Below are 15066 nucleotides of genomic sequence, written 5' to 3'. Positions count from 1 at the left end.
TCAGGGTGTTCAACCTCGCTCAGGAGCTGTTCGCGCCCAGTCAGCGGCACGCGGAGGACGAGCGGCAGCGGCTGGAGCACACCCGGGTGGAGGCGGGGAACGCCGATCCGGGAGCGGGGCCGATAGACCTCTCCTCCGGGAAGGTGCTCATCCGCCCGTCCGCGCCCCGGGAGGAGTGACCTCGGGAGGAGTGACCCCGCCCGCCGGACCGGCCAGGCCCGGGCCGACCAGGCGCAGCCGGAAGGCCATCGCCGCCGCCTCGCCCCGCCCCGTGACGCCGAGCTTGGCGAGGATGCGGGAGACGTGGACGCTCGCCGTCTTCGGGGAGATGAAGAGCCGCTCGGCTATCTGCCGGTTGCTGCGCCCCTCGGCGACGAGCGCGAGGACGTCCCGCTCGCGCCGGGTGAGCCCGAAGGCGTCCGCCGGGGCCGGGGCCCCTTCCTTTTCCTTCTCCCCTTCTCCCTTTTCTTCTTCCGGTGCCCCCTCCAGCGCGATCCGCGCGCGGACCGCGAGGTGCTCGGTCTCCGCGCGCAGCGGCCCGGCCCCCAGCCGTACGGCCGTCGCATGGGCGCGGGAGAGCAGCTCCGCGATCTCCGGTTCCCCGCTCCCACCGGTCACGACGAGCGCCTCGGCCCGTCGCTGCCGGGCGAGCGCCAGCTCGTAGGGACGTTCCAGCGGTTCGAACGCGGCCGTGGCCTCCGCCCATCTCTCCGGGTCGGCCCGCCCCTCGGCGCGGGCGAGCTCGGCGTCGACCAGCAGTGCGTACGCCTCCCAGACGGGGGTCAGGCGCGGCAGATGGCGTGCCGCGTACCGCACGCGCTCCAGGACCGCCGCGCGTCCGGCCTCGGCGGCGGGCAGGCCGCGTGCCCCGGACTCGTGGGCCGCTGCCGTGTGCAGCAGGGGCCAGGCGTAGCGGTGGGTGCCGGGCGGGAAGCCGTCGTCCAGCGCGCGGTCCAGCTCGGCCCTGGCGGCGTCGAGGTCGCCGTTCCCGGCGGCGAGGGCCATCGTGGCGAGCCGCAGCGGGACGGTCTTGTGCGGCTCCCGCACCGAGGTGCCCGGCCGGTGGGCGCTGAGCACGGAGCCGACGGTCTCCACGGCGTCCGCGAGCGCCGCCGTGTCGCCGGTGGTCCGGGCCAGCAGGGCCCGTACGAGCGCGGCGTAGGCGAGGACGTCGGCGGAGCGGGCGGTGGCGCGGGCCCGTTCCGCGCAGTGCGCGGCGCCCTCCCAGTCGCCCAGGGAGTGCAGGGCCTCGGCGCGGGCCGCGTGGGAGGCGGAGAGGTAGTTGGGGCGGCCGCGCTCGGCGGCGAGGCGGGCCGCCCGCGCGGCCTCGGCGGCAGAGTCGGCGGAGCGGCCCGCGGTCTCCAGTTCGATGGCGATGTTGACGGCCGCGAGCGTCATCACGCCCGATACGCCCGCCTCGGCGGCCTCGTCCCTGGCCCTGGTCACCTCGGCCAGCCCGCCCTCGACGTCCCCGGAGCCCGCCAGCAGGGTGCCGAGGCTGATCCGGGCCTGGAGCCCGATCGCGGTGGCGCCGACGACGCGGGCCAGCTCCACCGCACGTACGGCCAGGGCGAGCGCGGTACGGCCAGGCCGGTGGCGCACGCCCCAGCCGGCGGCGTTGGCCAGCACCTCGGCGTGGACGGCGGACGGCGGCAGGCCGCGCACCAGCTCCTGCGCCCGTACGCTCTCCCGCCAGCCGTCGCCCCGGCCCAGGTCCTCGGTGAGCAGGGCGCGCTTGCCCCAGAACCAGGCGCAGCGCAGCGGGTCCCTCGCCTCGTCGAGGAGCGCGAGGGCGCGCTTGGCCAGCGCGAGGGCGCGTTCGGCCTCGCCGCCCGTACGGGCCGCGACGACGGCCTCGGCGAGCACGTCCACGAGGTGCGGCGGCCCGCCCTCGGGGCCTTCCGGCGGCAGCGGCGCGGGGTAGGTGCGCGGCCGGACGATCGGCGGCAGCGTCTCGCGCACCGCGTCGGGCGCCCTGTCCCACAGCTCGACGGCGCGCTCCAGGAGCTGGTGCTCCTCGGCGTACGCGTGCCGGACGCGGGCCTCGACGGAGGCGGCGAGCACGGCGGGCAGCGCCTTGGCCGCGTCCCCGCCCCGGTACCAGTAGTGCGCGAGGCGCGTCGCGCGCTCCTCCTCCGGTACGAGCGCGGGGTCGGCCTCCAGCGCCGTCGCGTAGCGGTGGCTGGTGCGGGCGGCCTCGCCGGGCAGCAGGTCGTCGGTGACGGCCTCGCGCAGCAGGGCGTGCCGGAAGCGGTAGCCCAGGCCGTCGTGGGTGGGCTGGAGGACGTGGCCGCCGACGGCGGCGCGCAGCGCGCCCAGCAGCGCGTCTTCGTCCAGGCCCGCGACGGCGCCGAGCAGCGCGTGCTCGACGGCCGAGCCGCCGCCCGCCGCGAGCCGCACCACCTCCTGGGCATCCTCGGGCAGCGCCTCGACGCGGACGAGCAGCAGGTCGCGCAGCGAGGCGCTGATGCCCTCGCCCGCGCCTCCCGTTCCGGTGCTGGACTCGGTCAGCTCCTCGACGAAGAAGGGGATGCCCTCCGAACGCCGGAACACCCTCTCCACCAGCCCCTTCTCGGGCTCGGTGACGCCCTGGATGCCCGCGATCTGGGCGCCGGTCTCGGCGCGGGTGAGCCGGGGCACCTCGATCCGCCGGACGGTGCGCAGCCGGTCCTGCTCGGCGAGGAAGGGGCGCAGGGGATGGCGGCGGTGGATGTCGTCGGTGCGGTAAGTGGCGAGGAGGACGAGGCGGGAGGGGCGCAGGGAGCGGTAGAGATAGCCGAGGAGCTCACGGGTGGAGCGGTCGGCCCACTGGAGGTCCTCCAGCGCGACGACCACCGTACGGCCGGAGGCGAGCCGTTCGAGGAACTGGGCCGTCAGCTCGAAGAGCCGGGCCCGGCCGCCGTCCTCCTCCTCGTACGCGGTGCTGGCCGTTCCGTCTCCGGGCGCGGGCGGCGCGAGGTCGGGGAGGAGCCGGGCCAGCTCGGCCGCGCGTCCGGCGCTCGCGGCGGCCAGCGCCGCGTCGCCCAGCTCGCGGTGGAGGCCGCGCAGCGCGGTGGTGAAGGGGGCGAACGGGAGGCCGTCGGCGCCCAGTTCGAGGCAGCCGCCGACGGTGGTCACGGCGCCCTGTCGGCGCGCCCGGTCCAGGAACTCCTCCAGCAGCCGGGTCTTGCCCACCCCCGCCTCGCCGCCGAGCAGCAGCGGCTGCGGCCCCTCGCCGCCGGACGCCAGGTCCAGCGCCTCGGTGAGCGTGGCCAGTTCGGCGGCGCGGCCGACGAAGACGGGGCTGACGGCGATCTGTTGGGGCACGTCCCCCAGCATCTCACCCGGCAAGTCGGCGCCTCCGGGTGCGCCGTCCGTTCTTCGCGCGGGCGGCGAGCCTGGCCAGCCGGTCCTCCTCCGCCTCCCGGCGCAGGGCGGTCAGGCGGACGCGGTGGATCTCGTGGTCGTACAGCATGCGGGTCCCCTCCGTCGCGTGGAGTGCGAGTGCTTTTCCACGACTCACACTCCTCGCTGAGGAGGGGGTCCCACATCGGGCAACTGCCTCGTCCGGGGCCTCAGGAAGCCTTAGGGAGAGGCCGGTGATGCCTTACGCCTACGCCTTACGCCTCACTGCGAGGGCATCTGAGGCTGGGGCTGGGGGGTCGGCGCGTCGGGCTGCGACGCGAAGAGGTCGAAGTACATGCCGCCCGCGACGAGCAGGCCGATGACGCCCAGGACGAGACCGCCGGCGCAGACGGCCTTGACCCAGGAGCGGGTGCCGGACCTGTTGGCGAGGGCCGCGAGCAGGACGCCGCCGACGACGACGGCGAGCAGCGCGAAGATCCCGTTGATCATCGCGGTGGCGTGCCAGGGGGCGCCGTAGACGGCGTTGACGGCGTCGCCCCCGCCGCCCTGCTGGGAGCTGCTCTCGATCTGGCCGATGAGCTGCTTGCGCTCGCGGAACATCTCGCTGAGCGGAGTGCCCATGACGGAGGCGAGGCCGAGCCCGGCGCTCACCACGGCCCCGGCGCCGAAGCCCCAGCTGGACGCGCTCTTCGCGGGTGCCGCGTCGGCCTCCGCCTCGGCTGCGAGGTCGGCGTCGTCGGCGTCGGCGTCGGCGTCGTCGTCGTCGGCGTCGTCGGCGGCCTCGTTCTTCCCGGACTCCGGCTCTTCCGCTTCCGGAGCCGCGTCCTTGGGCTCCTCGGCCTTGCGCTGCTCCTCCTCCGCCTCCTTCGCGAGGGCGGTCTCGGTCTCGGTCTTACTCTTCGTGTCGCTCTCGGTAGCCATGGGGCGTCACCGTAGGGGCCGATTCTGAGAGTCCGATGAGAGACGGCGTGCGCTGCCCGGCAATGGTGACGGAAGGCTCTTCGGACGGCTCTCCCGGCAGCTCCGGCGGCTCGATGCTGAGGCGCGGAAGGCGGCGCTCCAGCCAGCCGGGGAGCCACCAGTTGGCGCCGCCGAGCATGTGCATCAGCGCGGGGACGAGCAGGGTCCGCAGGACGAAGGCGTCCAGGGCCACGGCCGCCGCGAGCGCGATGCCGAACATGGCGATGATGCGGTCGCCGCTGAGCACGAAGGCGCCGAAGACGGCGATCATGATGACGGCCGCCGAGTTGATCACCCGGCTCGTCTCGGAGAGGCCGACGCGCACGGACCGCCGGTTGTCGCCGGTCAGCCGCCATTCCTCGTACATGCGGCTGACCAGGAACACCTGGTAGTCCATCGAGAGCCCGAAGAGCACCGAGACCATGATCACGGGGAGGAAGGGTTCGATCGGGCCCGCGCTGCCCAGGCCGAGCAGCTCACTCCCCCAGCCCCACTGGAAGACGGCGACGACGACGCCGAAGGCGGCGGCCACGGCGGCGACGTTCATCGCGGCGGCCTTGAGGGGGATGCCGATGCTGCGGAAGGCGAGGAGCAGCAGGAGGCAGCCGAGGCCGATGACGACGCCGACGAAGAGCGGCAGCTTGCCGATGATGACGTCCGCGAAGTCGTCGTAGCTGGCGGTCACGCCGCCCACGTGGACGTCGAGCGTCGAGCCGTGCTCGGCGTCGGGCAGGACCTCGCCGCGTAGCCGGTCGACGAGAGCGGTGGTGTCCTGGGACTGCGGGGAGCTGTCGGGCACGACGGTGATCACGCCGGTGTCGCCGCTGCCGTTGAACTCGGGCCCGCTGACGTGGGCGACGCCCTCGGTCTGCCGCAGGGTGTCGGGGAGCTTGTCGAAGGCGAGCCGGTCGCCCGCGCCGTCCAGCTCGCCGACGAGGGTGAGCGGCCCGTTCGTACCCGGTCCGAAGCCGTCCGCGAGCAGGTCGTACGCCTGCCGGGTGGTGGTGGCCGAGGGGTTGTTGCCCTGGTCGGAGGTGCCCAGGTGGAGGCCGAGGGTGGGCAGCGCGAGGACGGCCATGAGCGCGGCGGCGCAGACGCCGAGGAGCCGGGGGTGCCGCTCCACGAAGCCGGACCAGCGCACGGCGAAGCCGGTGGGCGTCTCCGGGCGCGGCCCCTCCTCCTGGAGCCGCCGCCGCTCGCGCCGCCCGAGCGCGCGGGTGCCGATGACGCCGAGCAGCGCGGGGAGCAGGGTGACGGAGGCCGCGACGGTGAGGACGACGGTGAGCGAGGCGGCGAGCGCGACGCCGTTGAGGAAGCTGAGCCGGAGGATGAGCATGCCCAGCAGCGCGATGCAGACGGTGGCCCCGGCGAAGACCACGGCGCGTCCGGAGTGGGCGATGGCGCGCTCCGCGGCCTCCTTGACCGGCAGTCCGGCTCTGAGGCCCTTGCGGTGCCGGGTGACGATGAAGAGCGCGTAGTCGATGCCGACGCCGAGGCCGATCAGCATGCCCAGCATGGGCGCGAAGTCGGCGACGGTCATGGCCTGGCTGAGCAGTCCGATGCCGGAGGCGGCGATGCCGACGGCGACGACGGCGGTGATCAGCGGCAGCGCGGTGGCCGCGAGCGAGCCGAAGGCCAGGAAGAGCACGACGGCCGCCACGGCGAGCCCGATGACCTCTGCCAGCTGGGCCTTCGGCGCCTCGGTGAGCGCGACGCCCGCGCCCCCGGCCTCGACCTGGAGCCCCTCCACGTCGCCCTCGGCGGCGTGCGCGGTGTCCACGACGCGCTGGACCTCGTCCTCGCTCAGCTCGTCGGCGGGCGCGTCGAAGGAGACCGAGGCGTAGGCGGTACGGCCGTCCTTGCTGACCTGGGCCTCGCCCTCGGTCCCGTAGGGGCCGCGTACGGAGGCGACGCCGGGGAGGTCCTCGATCTCGCGCAGCGCGTCCGTCATGCGGCTCTCGACGGCGGCGGCGCGCACGCTCCCGTTCTCGGTGTGCCACACGAGGGTGTCGCTGTCGCCGCTGAGGTCGGGGAAGGCGCTCTCCAGCCGCTGGGCGGCGTGTCCCGATTCGGTGCCGGGCGCGTCGTAGTCGTTCGAGTACGCGCTGCCGGTGACGGCCGACGCCGCCGCTGTTCCGGCGAGGGCCACGAGCCAGAGCACCAGGACGACGACGCGGTGCCTCAGACACCATCGAGCGAGAGCGGTCACGGGCGGTCGCCTGCTTCCCGGGTAGTGCTGCGCCGAGCGCACCCGGGAAGAGCGGGCGGGGCCGTGCGCGGGGACGGGGATTCCGGTTTCCGTGCAGAGTGCCATCGCCGGGAGATCCTTTGACCCCTTTGTGGCAATAGCCACAAGGTGTCGCCGAGCGGAACTCCGCGCCTTTTCGCCAGGAACTCGCCAGGAACTCGCCCCCGCTGCGCCCCTCGCGTCTCAGCCGGTCACGGACTCCTCACCGTTCTCGATGTGCCCCATCAGACGCCGCCTGAAGGAGTCGTCCGTGTCCGCCGTGAGGGCGAGGTCGTACCAGCCTTGTGCCCCGGCTGTGCGGTGCGTCACCGTCCGGGTGTCGCCCGCCGCGACCCGGATCGCGCGCGGCGCGGCGTCCGTGTACGCGAGGGGCTCCAGCCGGAAGGTCAGCGTCCGGTCCCCGTGGTTGGCCAGCGTCAGATGCAGCTCGCGGCGGCGGGCCCCGACCCGCGTGGTCACCTCGACGGCCCCGGCCGCGCCGTCGGCCTTCCCGGCGAACTCGCGGCGGAAGCCGTTGGGCCCGGTCAGCGTCAAGTCGTAAGCGCCGTCCTCGACGGGGACGGTCACCTCGGCCTCGTCCCGGGCGCCGACGTCGTGGTGGCGGGGCGTCGCGTACTCGCCCGCGTAGGGGTGGAGCGCGAAGTGCGCGCTCTCCTTGCCGCCGTTCCGCAGGGTGAGACGGAAGGTGTCCTTGCCGTCGTAGGCGCCGTACGCGTCGGGCTGGTACGGGAGGGCGCGGGCCGGGCGGGTGCCGTGCTCCTGCTCCGGCATCCGCTGGTCCGCCGGAGGCTGAGGCTTCCACCGCTCCTTGAAGGGCGGGATCTCTCCGGGCTTCTCGGTACGGGGCTGGCGCCTGGCCCGCGAGAAGTCGAAGGCGGCGGTGAGGTCACCGGTGACCGCGCGCCGCCACGCGGTGATGTTGGGCTCGCGCACCCCCGTCCACTTCTCCATGAACTGGATGATCGAGGTGTGGTCGAAGACCTGCGAGCAGACGTATCCGCCCACGGTCCAGGGCGAGATGACGGTCATCGGCACCCGCATCCCGAGCCCCGTCGGGCTGCCCTTCCACTGCTCGGAGGTGTTCCCCTCCGGGGGCACGGGCGGCGGTACGTGGTCGAAGTAGCCGTCGTTCTCGTCGAAGGTGAGGAAGAGGGCCGTGTGCCGCCAGGTCTCCGGGTTGCGGCCGAGGGCGTCCAGCACCTTGTAGACGAACGCCGCGCTCTGGATGGGCGAGGAGGCGCCCGGGTGCTCGCACTCCAGCGCGGAGGGGACGAGATAGCTGACCTCGGGCAGCTTGCCCGCGTCCACGTCCCGGGCGAACGCGTCGGCCGTCGAGCCCGGCTCGCCCCGGAAGAGAGCGCGGTCGAAGAGCCGCCGCTCGTCCTTGCTCAGCTCCGCGAGCCCCTCGTCGAGCTTGGCGAGCAGCAGCTTGCGCCAGTCCTCGTCGGGCGCGTCCGTCATCTTCTTGTAGAAGGCGGTCATGTTCGAGGCGCCCTCGACCTTGGCGAGCGCCTTCTTCGCGACGGCCTTGAAGGAGGCGAAGAACTCCAGGTTGTTGTCCGTGAAGTTGTCCCACTCCTGGTAGACCTTCCAGGAGCGCCCGGCCTCCTCCAGCCGCTCCGCGTAGGTCTTCCAGGAGTAGCCGGGGTGCGTGTCCTCCTCGTACGCGTCGTTGCCGACGGCCCTGTTCTCCGTGCCCGGCTCGAAGCCGGTCCAGCCGCTGACCAGGTGGTTGCGGTTGGGGCTGGTGGAGCTGTGGATGGAGGAGTGGTAGGCGTCGCAGATCGTGAAGGTGTCGGCCAGCTCGTACTGGAGCGGGATGTCCTTCCGGTCGTAGTGCGCCATCGTCGAGGCCGTCTTGGCGGTGATCCAGTTGTCCATCCAGCCCTTGTGCCAGGCCGAGGAGCCGCCCTCCCAGCCGTGGTCGAGGTCGCTGATGTACTGCGCGTCCTGCTTCTGCTTCGCCGCCGCCTCGCGCACGGAGAAGGGCAGCACGGTGCCCACGCCGAGGGGGGCGGGCTGCTCGAAGACGCTCTTGCCGTTGGGCAGCGTGAGGGCGTTGCGGTCGGCGTAGCCGCGTACGCCGCGCAGCGTGCCGAAGTAGTGGTCGAACGACCGGTTCTCCTGCATCAGCACGACGACGTGCCGGATCTCACCGAGCCCGCCCTTGCCCGGCCGTCCCGCCTGCGCGGCGATGGCCGTCTGAAGGGAGGGCGGCAGCAACGAGCCCGCGGCTCCGGCGGCGGCCCCGGCGGCCAGCGTCCCCAGCACGCGCCGACGCGAAATCCCCTCGGTACCCTCGCCCTCGCTCACCGTGCCGTCCTCTCAAAGGTTCGTGTGCGTGCCATTGATGCGTTACGGCGGGGACGGTAGCGAAGGAAAGTGACGACGGGTAGGGCTCAGGGCGAACCTTTCCCCAACCCGGGCCCTCCGCGCGCCGCGCCGACGACCGCGAGCGCCGTCGCGACGGCGGCCAGACCTGTGCGGGCCCAGTTCCACGCGTACCAGCCGTCGAGCGCGGCGCGCACCTCGCCGGGCGCAAAGCCGGGGTCGAGCAGGTCGTGGTTCGCGCCCGCGAAATAGAGGGGGAAGAGCGCCACCGTGACCGCCATGCAGCCGCACGCCAGCGCCCAACTGCTGCGCCCCTGACCCCCGTTCCGGTACGCGCGCCACGCCGCCCCGCCCAGCAGCAGCGCCGCCGCGATCTCGACGGGGAACAGCGTCCCGCCCAGCGCGCCGCCCGCCGCCCGGAACGCCTCCAGCGCCGCGCCGGGCTCCAGCCGCCGCCACGACGGCACGATCACCGTTTGCGTCAGCAGTCCCCCACCCGTGAACGCGGCGCTCGCGGCGACCGCGAGGGCGGGCAGGGCCGCGCCCGTTCGCCTACGATTCATGACAGCAATCATTCATATCCAGAATGATTAAGTCAAGCTACGATCCTCTTCATGACCGCACCCTCCCCCTCGGTCTCCGAGACACTGACCTTCCGGCTCGGCGTCCTCGGGGCGCTCGCCACCGCCCGGTTCACCGAACGGCTCGACGCGCTCGCACTGAAGCCCAAGCACGTCGGCCTGCTCGCCCTGCTCGACGCGGGCGCCCCCGCCTCGCAGCTCGAACTGGCCCGGACCATGGGCGTGGCGCCGAGCCTGATGGTCACGCTCGCCGACCACCTGGGCGAGCTGGGCGCGGTCGGCCGCGAGCGCGACCCCGCCGACCGCCGCCGCCAGGTCCTCACGCTCACGGATCACGGCCGCGAGCTCCTCGCCGGTGCCGCGCGGGCGGCCTCGGAGCTGGACGAGGAGCTGGCGGCCTCCCTCACCCCGGCCCGGCGCACCGCCCTCGACCGGGCGCTGCGGGACCTCGCGGAGGCGGAGGGGATGCCGGTCACGTGAGGGAACGTCCCTCACGTAAGCGAGTGCCCCTCACCCGAGGGGCGGGTCGGCGGGTCGCCCGCCAGCGGGCTGGTGTCGAGGTAGCGGACCTCGTAGACGCGGCTCGCGAACCGCCAGCCGTCCGGAGTGCGCCGGTAGCTGTCGTGGTAGATCGCGAGGTTCTGGTGCGCGGTGCCGTCGCGGAAGCGGCCCAGCTCGGCGATGTACGTACGGGCTGCCGCGGCGTCGCCCTCCAGCCGGACCGCACCGGGGTGCGTGGTCTGCGTGAAGAACTCCCAGTTGTCCTGGAGCCGTTCGATCCCCGCGCGGATCGCCTCCCGCCCGCTGAACTCGATGCCGCCCAACGGGATCCGCCACACCCCGTCCTCGGTGAACAGCGCCGCGAGGCGGTCGAAGTCCTTCATCATGCCCGCGTCGCTGAACTCCCCCGCCAGCGCCGTGACCTCGACGCGGTCGGCCAGTTCCCGGAATCCGTCGTCCATCGTCTTCTCCTCGCACTCCGTCGGTGGTGCCTTCCTGTCCCCTCGACGGGAGGGCGCCCTCGAACGTGAGGCCGAGCGCCGGACCTCACAACGCGGCGGGCTGTTCCGTCGTCTCTGTGAGGGCGGACGCGACCGAGGGAGCTGCACGACATGACCACCACCCCGTACGAGCCCGGACTGGGCGCGATCATGAGCGAGCGGCGGCAGCTGACCAACGTCGCCTACCGGCTGCTGGGCTCCCTCGCCGACGCCGAGGACGTCGTGCAGGAGACGTACGCGCGCTGGTACGCCATGACGGTGCGGCAGCGGTCGGCCATCGACTCCCCCGGCGCCTGGCTGACGAGGGTCGCGAGCCGCATCTGCCTCGACCAGCTCCGCTCGGCCCGCGCCCGGCGCGAACGGTACGTGGGCACGTGGCTGCCCGAGCCGCTGCCCGAACGCACGGAGTGGCTCACCGGGGGCCGGGCGGACGACGGCTCCGCCGACCCGGCGGACCGGGTCACGCTGGACGAGTCGGTGGGCATGGCCTTCCTCGTCGTCCTCGAATCGATGACTCCGGCCGAACGCGTCGCGTTCGTGCTGCACGACGTGTTCCGCTACTCGTTCACCGAGGTCGCCGCGGTCGTCGGCCGTACGCCCGCGGCGTGCCGCCAGCTCGCCTCGTCGGCCCGCCGCCGCGTGCGGTCCTCGCGGGACGCCTCGGAACAGCGGATCCGCGCCGAGGCGGCCCGCACCGAGGTCGTACGGGAGTTCAAGAAGGCGTGGGAGGCGCGGGACATCGAGGCCCTCGTCGGCCTCCTCGACCCCGCGGCCACGGCGGTCGCCGACAGCGGCGGGCTCGTGAGCGCCGTCCTCGACCCCGTCGTCGGCGGCGAGCAGGTCGCGCAGGGCTGCCTCGACCTCGCGAGCAAGGTGCCGGGCCTCACGCTCCTCGAACGTACGGTCAACGGCCAGGCCGGGCTGGTCCTCCAGCTCGGCGACGCGGTCGTGGCCGTGATCGCGTTCGACGTCACGGACGGCCGCGTCCACCATCTCTGGGCCGTCCGGAACCCGGAGAAGCTCAAGCCGTGGACGCGCCCGTCACCGTCATGACCTCGCGGAAGTCCGCCAGCGCCGCCGCGAACTCCTTCGCGGCGGCGCGGAAGGCGGCCCGGTCGGTCAGCGCGCGGGCCAGCAACCGGTAATCGCCGGTCCGGCGTGCGAGCCGTACCCCCTCGTCGAAGAGGGGACGGATCCGCTCCGCGAAGAGATGGGTGCGGTCTTCCTCGCGGACGGCCGAGCGGACGGTGAGCACCCGGTGCGCCCGGACACGCGTGCTCGGATCCGTGGCCGCGCCCGCGCGCTCGCGCAGGGCGTCGATGCCGTCTGCGTACCGCCGCATGGTGCCGGGCACCCACGACTTGTGCGTCATCCCGGCGGGTGCCTCGGCGTCCTCGCAGGTGAGGGCGAGCACGACGGCCCAATAGGCCGACTGGTACGTGCTGAACGCCCTGCGCTCGCCGAGCGCGGCAATCTCCGTGAGCAGCGCGCACGCCTCGCGCCGTACGCCGGTGGCTTCGCTGTCCCGCCCGCGCGCGTCGAGCATGTGCGCGTGCAGGATCAGCGCGTGGAGGTGGCAGGCCATCGCCCCACGGCTGTCGGCGGACCGCTCGACCTCCAGCCCGACGAGTTCCGCGCACGCGGCGAGGGCTTCGCCGGGCCGCCCGGCGGCGTCGAGCGCGGCGATCCGGTCCAGCAGGGCCCAGGCCAGGGCCCCGCTCTCGGCCCCCTCCTCCCAGAGCTCCGCCACCCACTCGGTGAGCACATCGGCGGCTTCCGCGTACCGCCCCGCGTCGGCGAGCCCCGCGGCCCAGGTCCGCAGCCCCCGGGGCGCGGGCCGTACGGCGGCCATCTCCGCGCGCGTGGCCAGCCCTTCGCTCCGTCTGCCGAGGAGGTACAGCTCGCGCTGCCGGTGATCGAGCACCCGGTAGAGCAGGGGTACGCGGGCCGGGTCGGCGGGGTCGAGGGCACGGGCGGCGCCGAGGGCTTCCTCGTACAGCGCGAGGCGGGCCTCGTGCCGAGCGTCGTACCCGCGCTCCATGCTCAGCGCGATCAACGCGTTGGCCCTCGCCCCGTTGTCCATGCGGAGATTGTCACCCGGTCGGCAACTTCAGCTCGCACCACACCGTCTTGCCCACGGCCCTCTCGCTGACCCCCCACCGTTCGGTGAGCGCGGCGATGAGGAAGAGACCTCGCCCCGACTCGTCCGTCTCCCCCGCTTCCCTCGGCTCCGGACGCCCGTCCCCCGCGTCGGCGACCTCCAGCCGCAGCGCGCCTTCGGCGGCCCGCGCCGTGAACTCGACCTGCCGGTCACGGGGCGCGGGAGCCCGTACGGCGTTGGTCACCAGCTCCGAGAGCAGCAGCTCGGCGGTGTCCGCCGCCTCGCCCTCGTCCCAGGCGTCGAGCAGGGATCTGAGCATGGCCCGTGCCCGCGGAACGCTTCTCGCTGTCCGCGGGAATCGGAACGTCGCTTCGTACGGGCCATGTGGCATGGCATCCCCTGGTGCTCTGGGTCCGTGAGGTAGCTCCTCACCGGGTGCAGCCTGTTCCACCCGCAATCCGACTCGCAACGTTTCGAGTTAGAGCTGATGAGATTCTCATCCTTCCGAGTGAGTTGACGGGCAGGCCGAACCCGCCTCTGCTACAAGGGGGTTCATGGCTCTTGAACGACAGTCCACGGTGCTGGGGCGCCAGTTGGGCGAGACGCTGCGGCAGTACCGGTTGACCGCTGCGATGTCCACGACACAGGCCGCCGATGCCCTCGACTGCACCAAGGGCAAGATCAGTCGCATGGAGAACGGCCGGGTGCTGGTGCGCACCCCGGATGTGGTCGCTCTGCTACGGGCGTACGGGATCGCGGACGAAGACGTGCACCAGCGTCTCAGCGCCCTGGCCCGCGCAGCCCACCCCCGACACCAGCGGGGCTGGTGGGACGAGTACGCGCAGGCGCTGAGCCACACCTATCGCGACTACATCGCGCTGGAGGCGTTGGCCGAGCACGTCTGCAACTTCCAGCCCCAAGTCCTCCCGGGCCTGCTCCAGTCGCCGGACTACGCACGGGCCCTGGCCGTCGCACGCCAGGACGGGCGGACCGATGGCGAGATCGAGCAGTTCATCCACGTACGGGCCGCCAGGCAACGGCGCCTGGCCGAAGAGCCGCTCCTGACCTTGAGCGTCGTCGTGACCGAGGGAGCCGTAAGGCAGCAGATCGGCGGGCCGAAGGTTTGGCGCGCTCAGATGGAACACGTCTTGGAGGTCGCACAGAGGCCGAACATCACCGTGCGGGTGCTGCCGTTCTCGGCCAGCGCATACATGTGCGTGAACGGCCCGTTCCTGCTCCTGAGCTTCCCGAAGGTGTCGGAGCGGGACGTCGCCCTGTGCGAGAGCCCTATCGGCGACATGTGGCGGGAGCACGATGACGACGTGGCGCTCTTCCGTGCCGGGTTCGACAATGCTACTGACGTCGCCCTGGAACCGGACGAGTCGTTCTCGTTGCTCCGACGAATCACCAAGGAGTACCAATGACCACTGACCTGCGTTGGCGTACGAGCAGCTACAGCGACGGCATCGGCCAATGCCTGGAGGTCGCCGAGACCGGCACCGGATCGCTGGTCCGGGACAGCAAAGCGGCCCCGCAGGGGCCCGTGCTCGCCTTCCCGCCCACTGCGTGGACCGCGTTCCTGGCGGGCATCAAGGCCGTGCCGGAGCTGCGCTGAGGAGTTCGGCGAGTGACTCCGCGTCGCGAGGAAGGGACGCGGATGACCGCTCTCATATGGCGCACCAGCAGCTACAGCGGCGCGCAGGGCGACTGCGTCGAAGTCGCAGACACCGGCACCGGCACCGGATCGCTGGTCCGGGACAGCAAGGCGCCGCACGGGCCCGTGCTCGCCTTCCCGCCCGCCGCGTGGGCCGCGTTCGTCGTGGAGGTCAAGGCAGGGCCGGTAGCGCGCTGAGCGTGACGCTCACGACGGCCCGGAGTTGGGCCGGGCTCGCTCCGACCCGGCTCATGACGGCGAGCGACTGGTTCACGGCCGCCGCGTGCGCGGCGAAGGTCTCGGCGTCCTCGGCGGCGACGCCGCCGGACCGCAGCGCGGCGCGCAGGCGTCGGCACTGGGCGCCGAGCGCCTGCCGGGCGCGCTCCGCGACATCCGGACGCAGTACGGGGATCGCCATGGCCGACTGGGCGATCAGACATCCGTCCGGGAGCCCGGGATCGGCGATGCGGGCGAGGGTGACGTCGAAGAAGGCGCGGACCGCGGCAACGGGGTCCGCGGCCGCACACGACAGGGCGGCGTCGTACTTCTCGCCGTAGCGCGCGGCGTACAGATCCAGGCAACGCAGGAAGAGCGTGTCCTTGCCGCCGAAGGTGGAGTAGAGGGAGCTGCGGTTCAGGCCGGTCGCCCGGGACAGGTCGTCCAGGGAGGTGTCGGCGTAACCGGCACGCCAGAACTGGACCATCGCGGCGTCGAGCGCCTTGTCCACGTCGAACTGCTTCTTGCCTGCCACGCCCCACTCCTCACCGGTTCGGTCTGCACTCATCCTATCTTGAACTGATCAGTTCAAGATGTGTTAGCTTTCCAGCCCTGCCCCGCCCCGCCCC

Annotated in this window: 16 protein-coding genes; 6 read left to right on the top strand and 10 right to left on the bottom strand. The window is 73.0% G+C overall.

Translation table 11 applies throughout. The annotated features are described in order from the left end of the window. Nucleotides 1-5 precede the first annotated feature (5 nt). A complete protein-coding gene (locus ACGF3A_RS07505) occupies nt 6-179 on the top strand; it encodes a DUF6191 domain-containing protein (RefSeq protein ID WP_393726712.1) in 174 nt (57 codons plus the stop codon). On the opposite strand, the gene ACGF3A_RS07500 is transcribed toward ACGF3A_RS07505, so the two are convergent. The 6 genes from ACGF3A_RS07500 to ACGF3A_RS07475 form a co-directional block, all read right to left on the bottom strand. Next, on the bottom strand, nt 148-3318 hold the full coding sequence (locus tag ACGF3A_RS07500; protein WP_393727212.1) for an AAA family ATPase: 3171 nt from the start codon (nt 3316-3318) through the stop codon (nt 148-150). The genes ACGF3A_RS07505 and ACGF3A_RS07500 overlap by 32 nt on opposite strands. Before the next feature lies 1 nt (nt 3319). Continuing rightward, complete coding sequence (locus ACGF3A_RS07495; protein WP_393726710.1) at nt 3320-3454, bottom strand: hypothetical protein; 135 nt, start codon at nt 3452-3454, stop codon at nt 3320-3322. Nucleotides 3455-3606: 152 nt separating this feature from the next. Beyond that, nucleotides 3607-4266 carry a hypothetical protein gene (locus ACGF3A_RS07490; RefSeq protein WP_393726708.1) on the bottom strand — a complete coding sequence of 220 codons (660 nt, stop codon included), beginning with the start codon at nt 4264-4266 and terminating at the stop codon, nt 3607-3609. Beyond that, nucleotides 4238-6514, bottom strand: a complete 2277-nt coding sequence (locus ACGF3A_RS07485; protein WP_393726706.1) for an MMPL family transporter — start codon at nt 6512-6514, stop codon at nt 4238-4240. The genes ACGF3A_RS07490 and ACGF3A_RS07485 overlap by 29 nt, the downstream gene beginning before the upstream one ends. Before the next feature lie 222 nt (nt 6515-6736). Beyond that, on the bottom strand, nt 6737-8839 hold the full coding sequence (locus ACGF3A_RS07480) for a phosphocholine-specific phospholipase C (RefSeq protein ID WP_393727210.1): 2103 nt from the start codon (nt 8837-8839) through the stop codon (nt 6737-6739). 113 nt (nt 8840-8952) lie between these two features. Continuing rightward, on the bottom strand, nt 8953-9447 hold the full coding sequence (locus tag ACGF3A_RS07475; RefSeq protein ID WP_393726704.1) for a hypothetical protein: 495 nt from the start codon (nt 9445-9447) through the stop codon (nt 8953-8955). A gap of 51 nt (nt 9448-9498) precedes the next feature. Here ACGF3A_RS07475 and ACGF3A_RS07470 point away from each other — a divergent pair, with 51 nt between their 5' ends. Further along, nucleotides 9499-9945 (top strand): MarR family winged helix-turn-helix transcriptional regulator, encoded by a 447-nt coding sequence (locus ACGF3A_RS07470; RefSeq protein WP_393726702.1) that lies wholly within the window; start codon nt 9499-9501, stop codon nt 9943-9945. An 11-nt stretch (nt 9946-9956) separates the two neighbouring features. On the opposite strand, the gene ACGF3A_RS07465 is transcribed toward ACGF3A_RS07470, so the two are convergent. After that, nucleotides 9957-10427: a nuclear transport factor 2 family protein gene (locus tag ACGF3A_RS07465; protein ID WP_393726700.1), complete on the bottom strand. Its 471-nt coding sequence runs from the start codon at nt 10425-10427 to the stop codon at nt 9957-9959. Between the two features lie 150 nt (nt 10428-10577). Between ACGF3A_RS07465 and sigJ the strand changes: the two genes are divergently transcribed. After that, nucleotides 10578-11519, top strand: coding sequence for an RNA polymerase sigma factor SigJ (gene sigJ, locus ACGF3A_RS07460; protein WP_393726698.1), 942 nt, complete (start codon nt 10578-10580; stop codon nt 11517-11519). On the opposite strand, the gene ACGF3A_RS07455 is transcribed toward sigJ, so the two are convergent. Then, complete coding sequence (locus ACGF3A_RS07455; RefSeq protein WP_393726696.1) at nt 11488-12549, bottom strand: hypothetical protein; 1062 nt, start codon at nt 12547-12549, stop codon at nt 11488-11490. The two genes, sigJ and ACGF3A_RS07455, sit on opposite strands and share 32 nt — an antisense overlap. Before the next feature lie 10 nt (nt 12550-12559). Beyond that, nucleotides 12560-12958 (bottom strand): ATP-binding protein, encoded by a 399-nt coding sequence (locus tag ACGF3A_RS07450; protein WP_393726695.1) that lies wholly within the window; start codon nt 12956-12958, stop codon nt 12560-12562. A 163-nt stretch (nt 12959-13121) separates the two neighbouring features. Between ACGF3A_RS07450 and ACGF3A_RS07445 the strand changes: the two genes are divergently transcribed. The 3 genes from ACGF3A_RS07445 to ACGF3A_RS07435 are packed head-to-tail and all read left to right on the top strand — an operon-like array spanning nt 13122 to nt 14419. Further along, complete coding sequence (locus tag ACGF3A_RS07445; protein ID WP_393726693.1) at nt 13122-13991, top strand: helix-turn-helix domain-containing protein; 870 nt, start codon at nt 13122-13124, stop codon at nt 13989-13991. Next, nucleotides 13988-14182 (top strand): DUF397 domain-containing protein, encoded by a 195-nt coding sequence (locus tag ACGF3A_RS07440; RefSeq protein WP_393726691.1) that lies wholly within the window; start codon nt 13988-13990, stop codon nt 14180-14182. The genes ACGF3A_RS07445 and ACGF3A_RS07440 overlap by 4 nt, the downstream gene beginning before the upstream one ends. Before the next feature lie 42 nt (nt 14183-14224). Next, complete coding sequence (locus tag ACGF3A_RS07435) at nt 14225-14419, top strand: DUF397 domain-containing protein (RefSeq protein ID WP_393726689.1); 195 nt, start codon at nt 14225-14227, stop codon at nt 14417-14419. Here the strand turns inward: ACGF3A_RS07435 and ACGF3A_RS07430 are convergent. After that, nucleotides 14394-14972, bottom strand: a complete 579-nt coding sequence (locus ACGF3A_RS07430; RefSeq protein WP_393726687.1) for a TetR/AcrR family transcriptional regulator — start codon at nt 14970-14972, stop codon at nt 14394-14396. The two genes, ACGF3A_RS07435 and ACGF3A_RS07430, sit on opposite strands and share 26 nt — an antisense overlap. Nucleotides 14973-15066: the final 94 nt, after the last annotated feature.

The sequence above is a fragment of the Streptomyces sp. NPDC048172 genome (assembly GCF_043202595.1).
Classification (GTDB): Bacteria; Actinomycetota; Actinomycetes; order Streptomycetales; family Streptomycetaceae; genus Streptomyces.
Note: the sequence above shows the minus strand (reverse complement) of the source record. Positions and strands in the feature narration are given on the sequence as shown.

Bases quoted from the DNA above. Each gene is read 5' to 3' on its own strand.
- ACGF3A_RS07450 (WP_393726695.1), bottom strand. From the start codon at position 12,958: ATGCCACATGGCCCGTACGAAGCGACGTTCCGATTCCCGCGGACAGCG.
- ACGF3A_RS07440 (WP_393726691.1), top strand. From the start codon at position 13,988: ATGACCACTGACCTGCGTTGGCGTACGAGCAGCTACAGCGACGGCATC.
- ACGF3A_RS07435 (WP_393726689.1), top strand. From the start codon at position 14,225: ATGACCGCTCTCATATGGCGCACCAGCAGCTACAGCGGCGCGCAGGGC.
- ACGF3A_RS07490 (WP_393726708.1), bottom strand. From the start codon at position 4,266: ATGGCTACCGAGAGCGACACGAAGAGTAAGACCGAGACCGAGACCGCC.
- ACGF3A_RS07500 (WP_393727212.1), bottom strand. From the start codon at position 3,318: ATGCTGGGGGACGTGCCCCAACAGATCGCCGTCAGCCCCGTCTTCGTC.
- ACGF3A_RS07455 (WP_393726696.1), bottom strand. From the start codon at position 12,549: ATGGACAACGGGGCGAGGGCCAACGCGTTGATCGCGCTGAGCATGGAG.
- ACGF3A_RS07470 (WP_393726702.1), top strand. From the start codon at position 9,499: ATGACCGCACCCTCCCCCTCGGTCTCCGAGACACTGACCTTCCGGCTC.
- ACGF3A_RS07475 (WP_393726704.1), bottom strand. From the start codon at position 9,447: ATGAATCGTAGGCGAACGGGCGCGGCCCTGCCCGCCCTCGCGGTCGCC.
- ACGF3A_RS07465 (WP_393726700.1), bottom strand. From the start codon at position 10,427: ATGGACGACGGATTCCGGGAACTGGCCGACCGCGTCGAGGTCACGGCG.
- sigJ (WP_393726698.1), top strand. From the start codon at position 10,578: ATGACCACCACCCCGTACGAGCCCGGACTGGGCGCGATCATGAGCGAG.
- ACGF3A_RS07495 (WP_393726710.1), bottom strand. From the start codon at position 3,454: ATGCTGTACGACCACGAGATCCACCGCGTCCGCCTGACCGCCCTGCGC.
- ACGF3A_RS07445 (WP_393726693.1), top strand. From the start codon at position 13,122: ATGGCTCTTGAACGACAGTCCACGGTGCTGGGGCGCCAGTTGGGCGAG.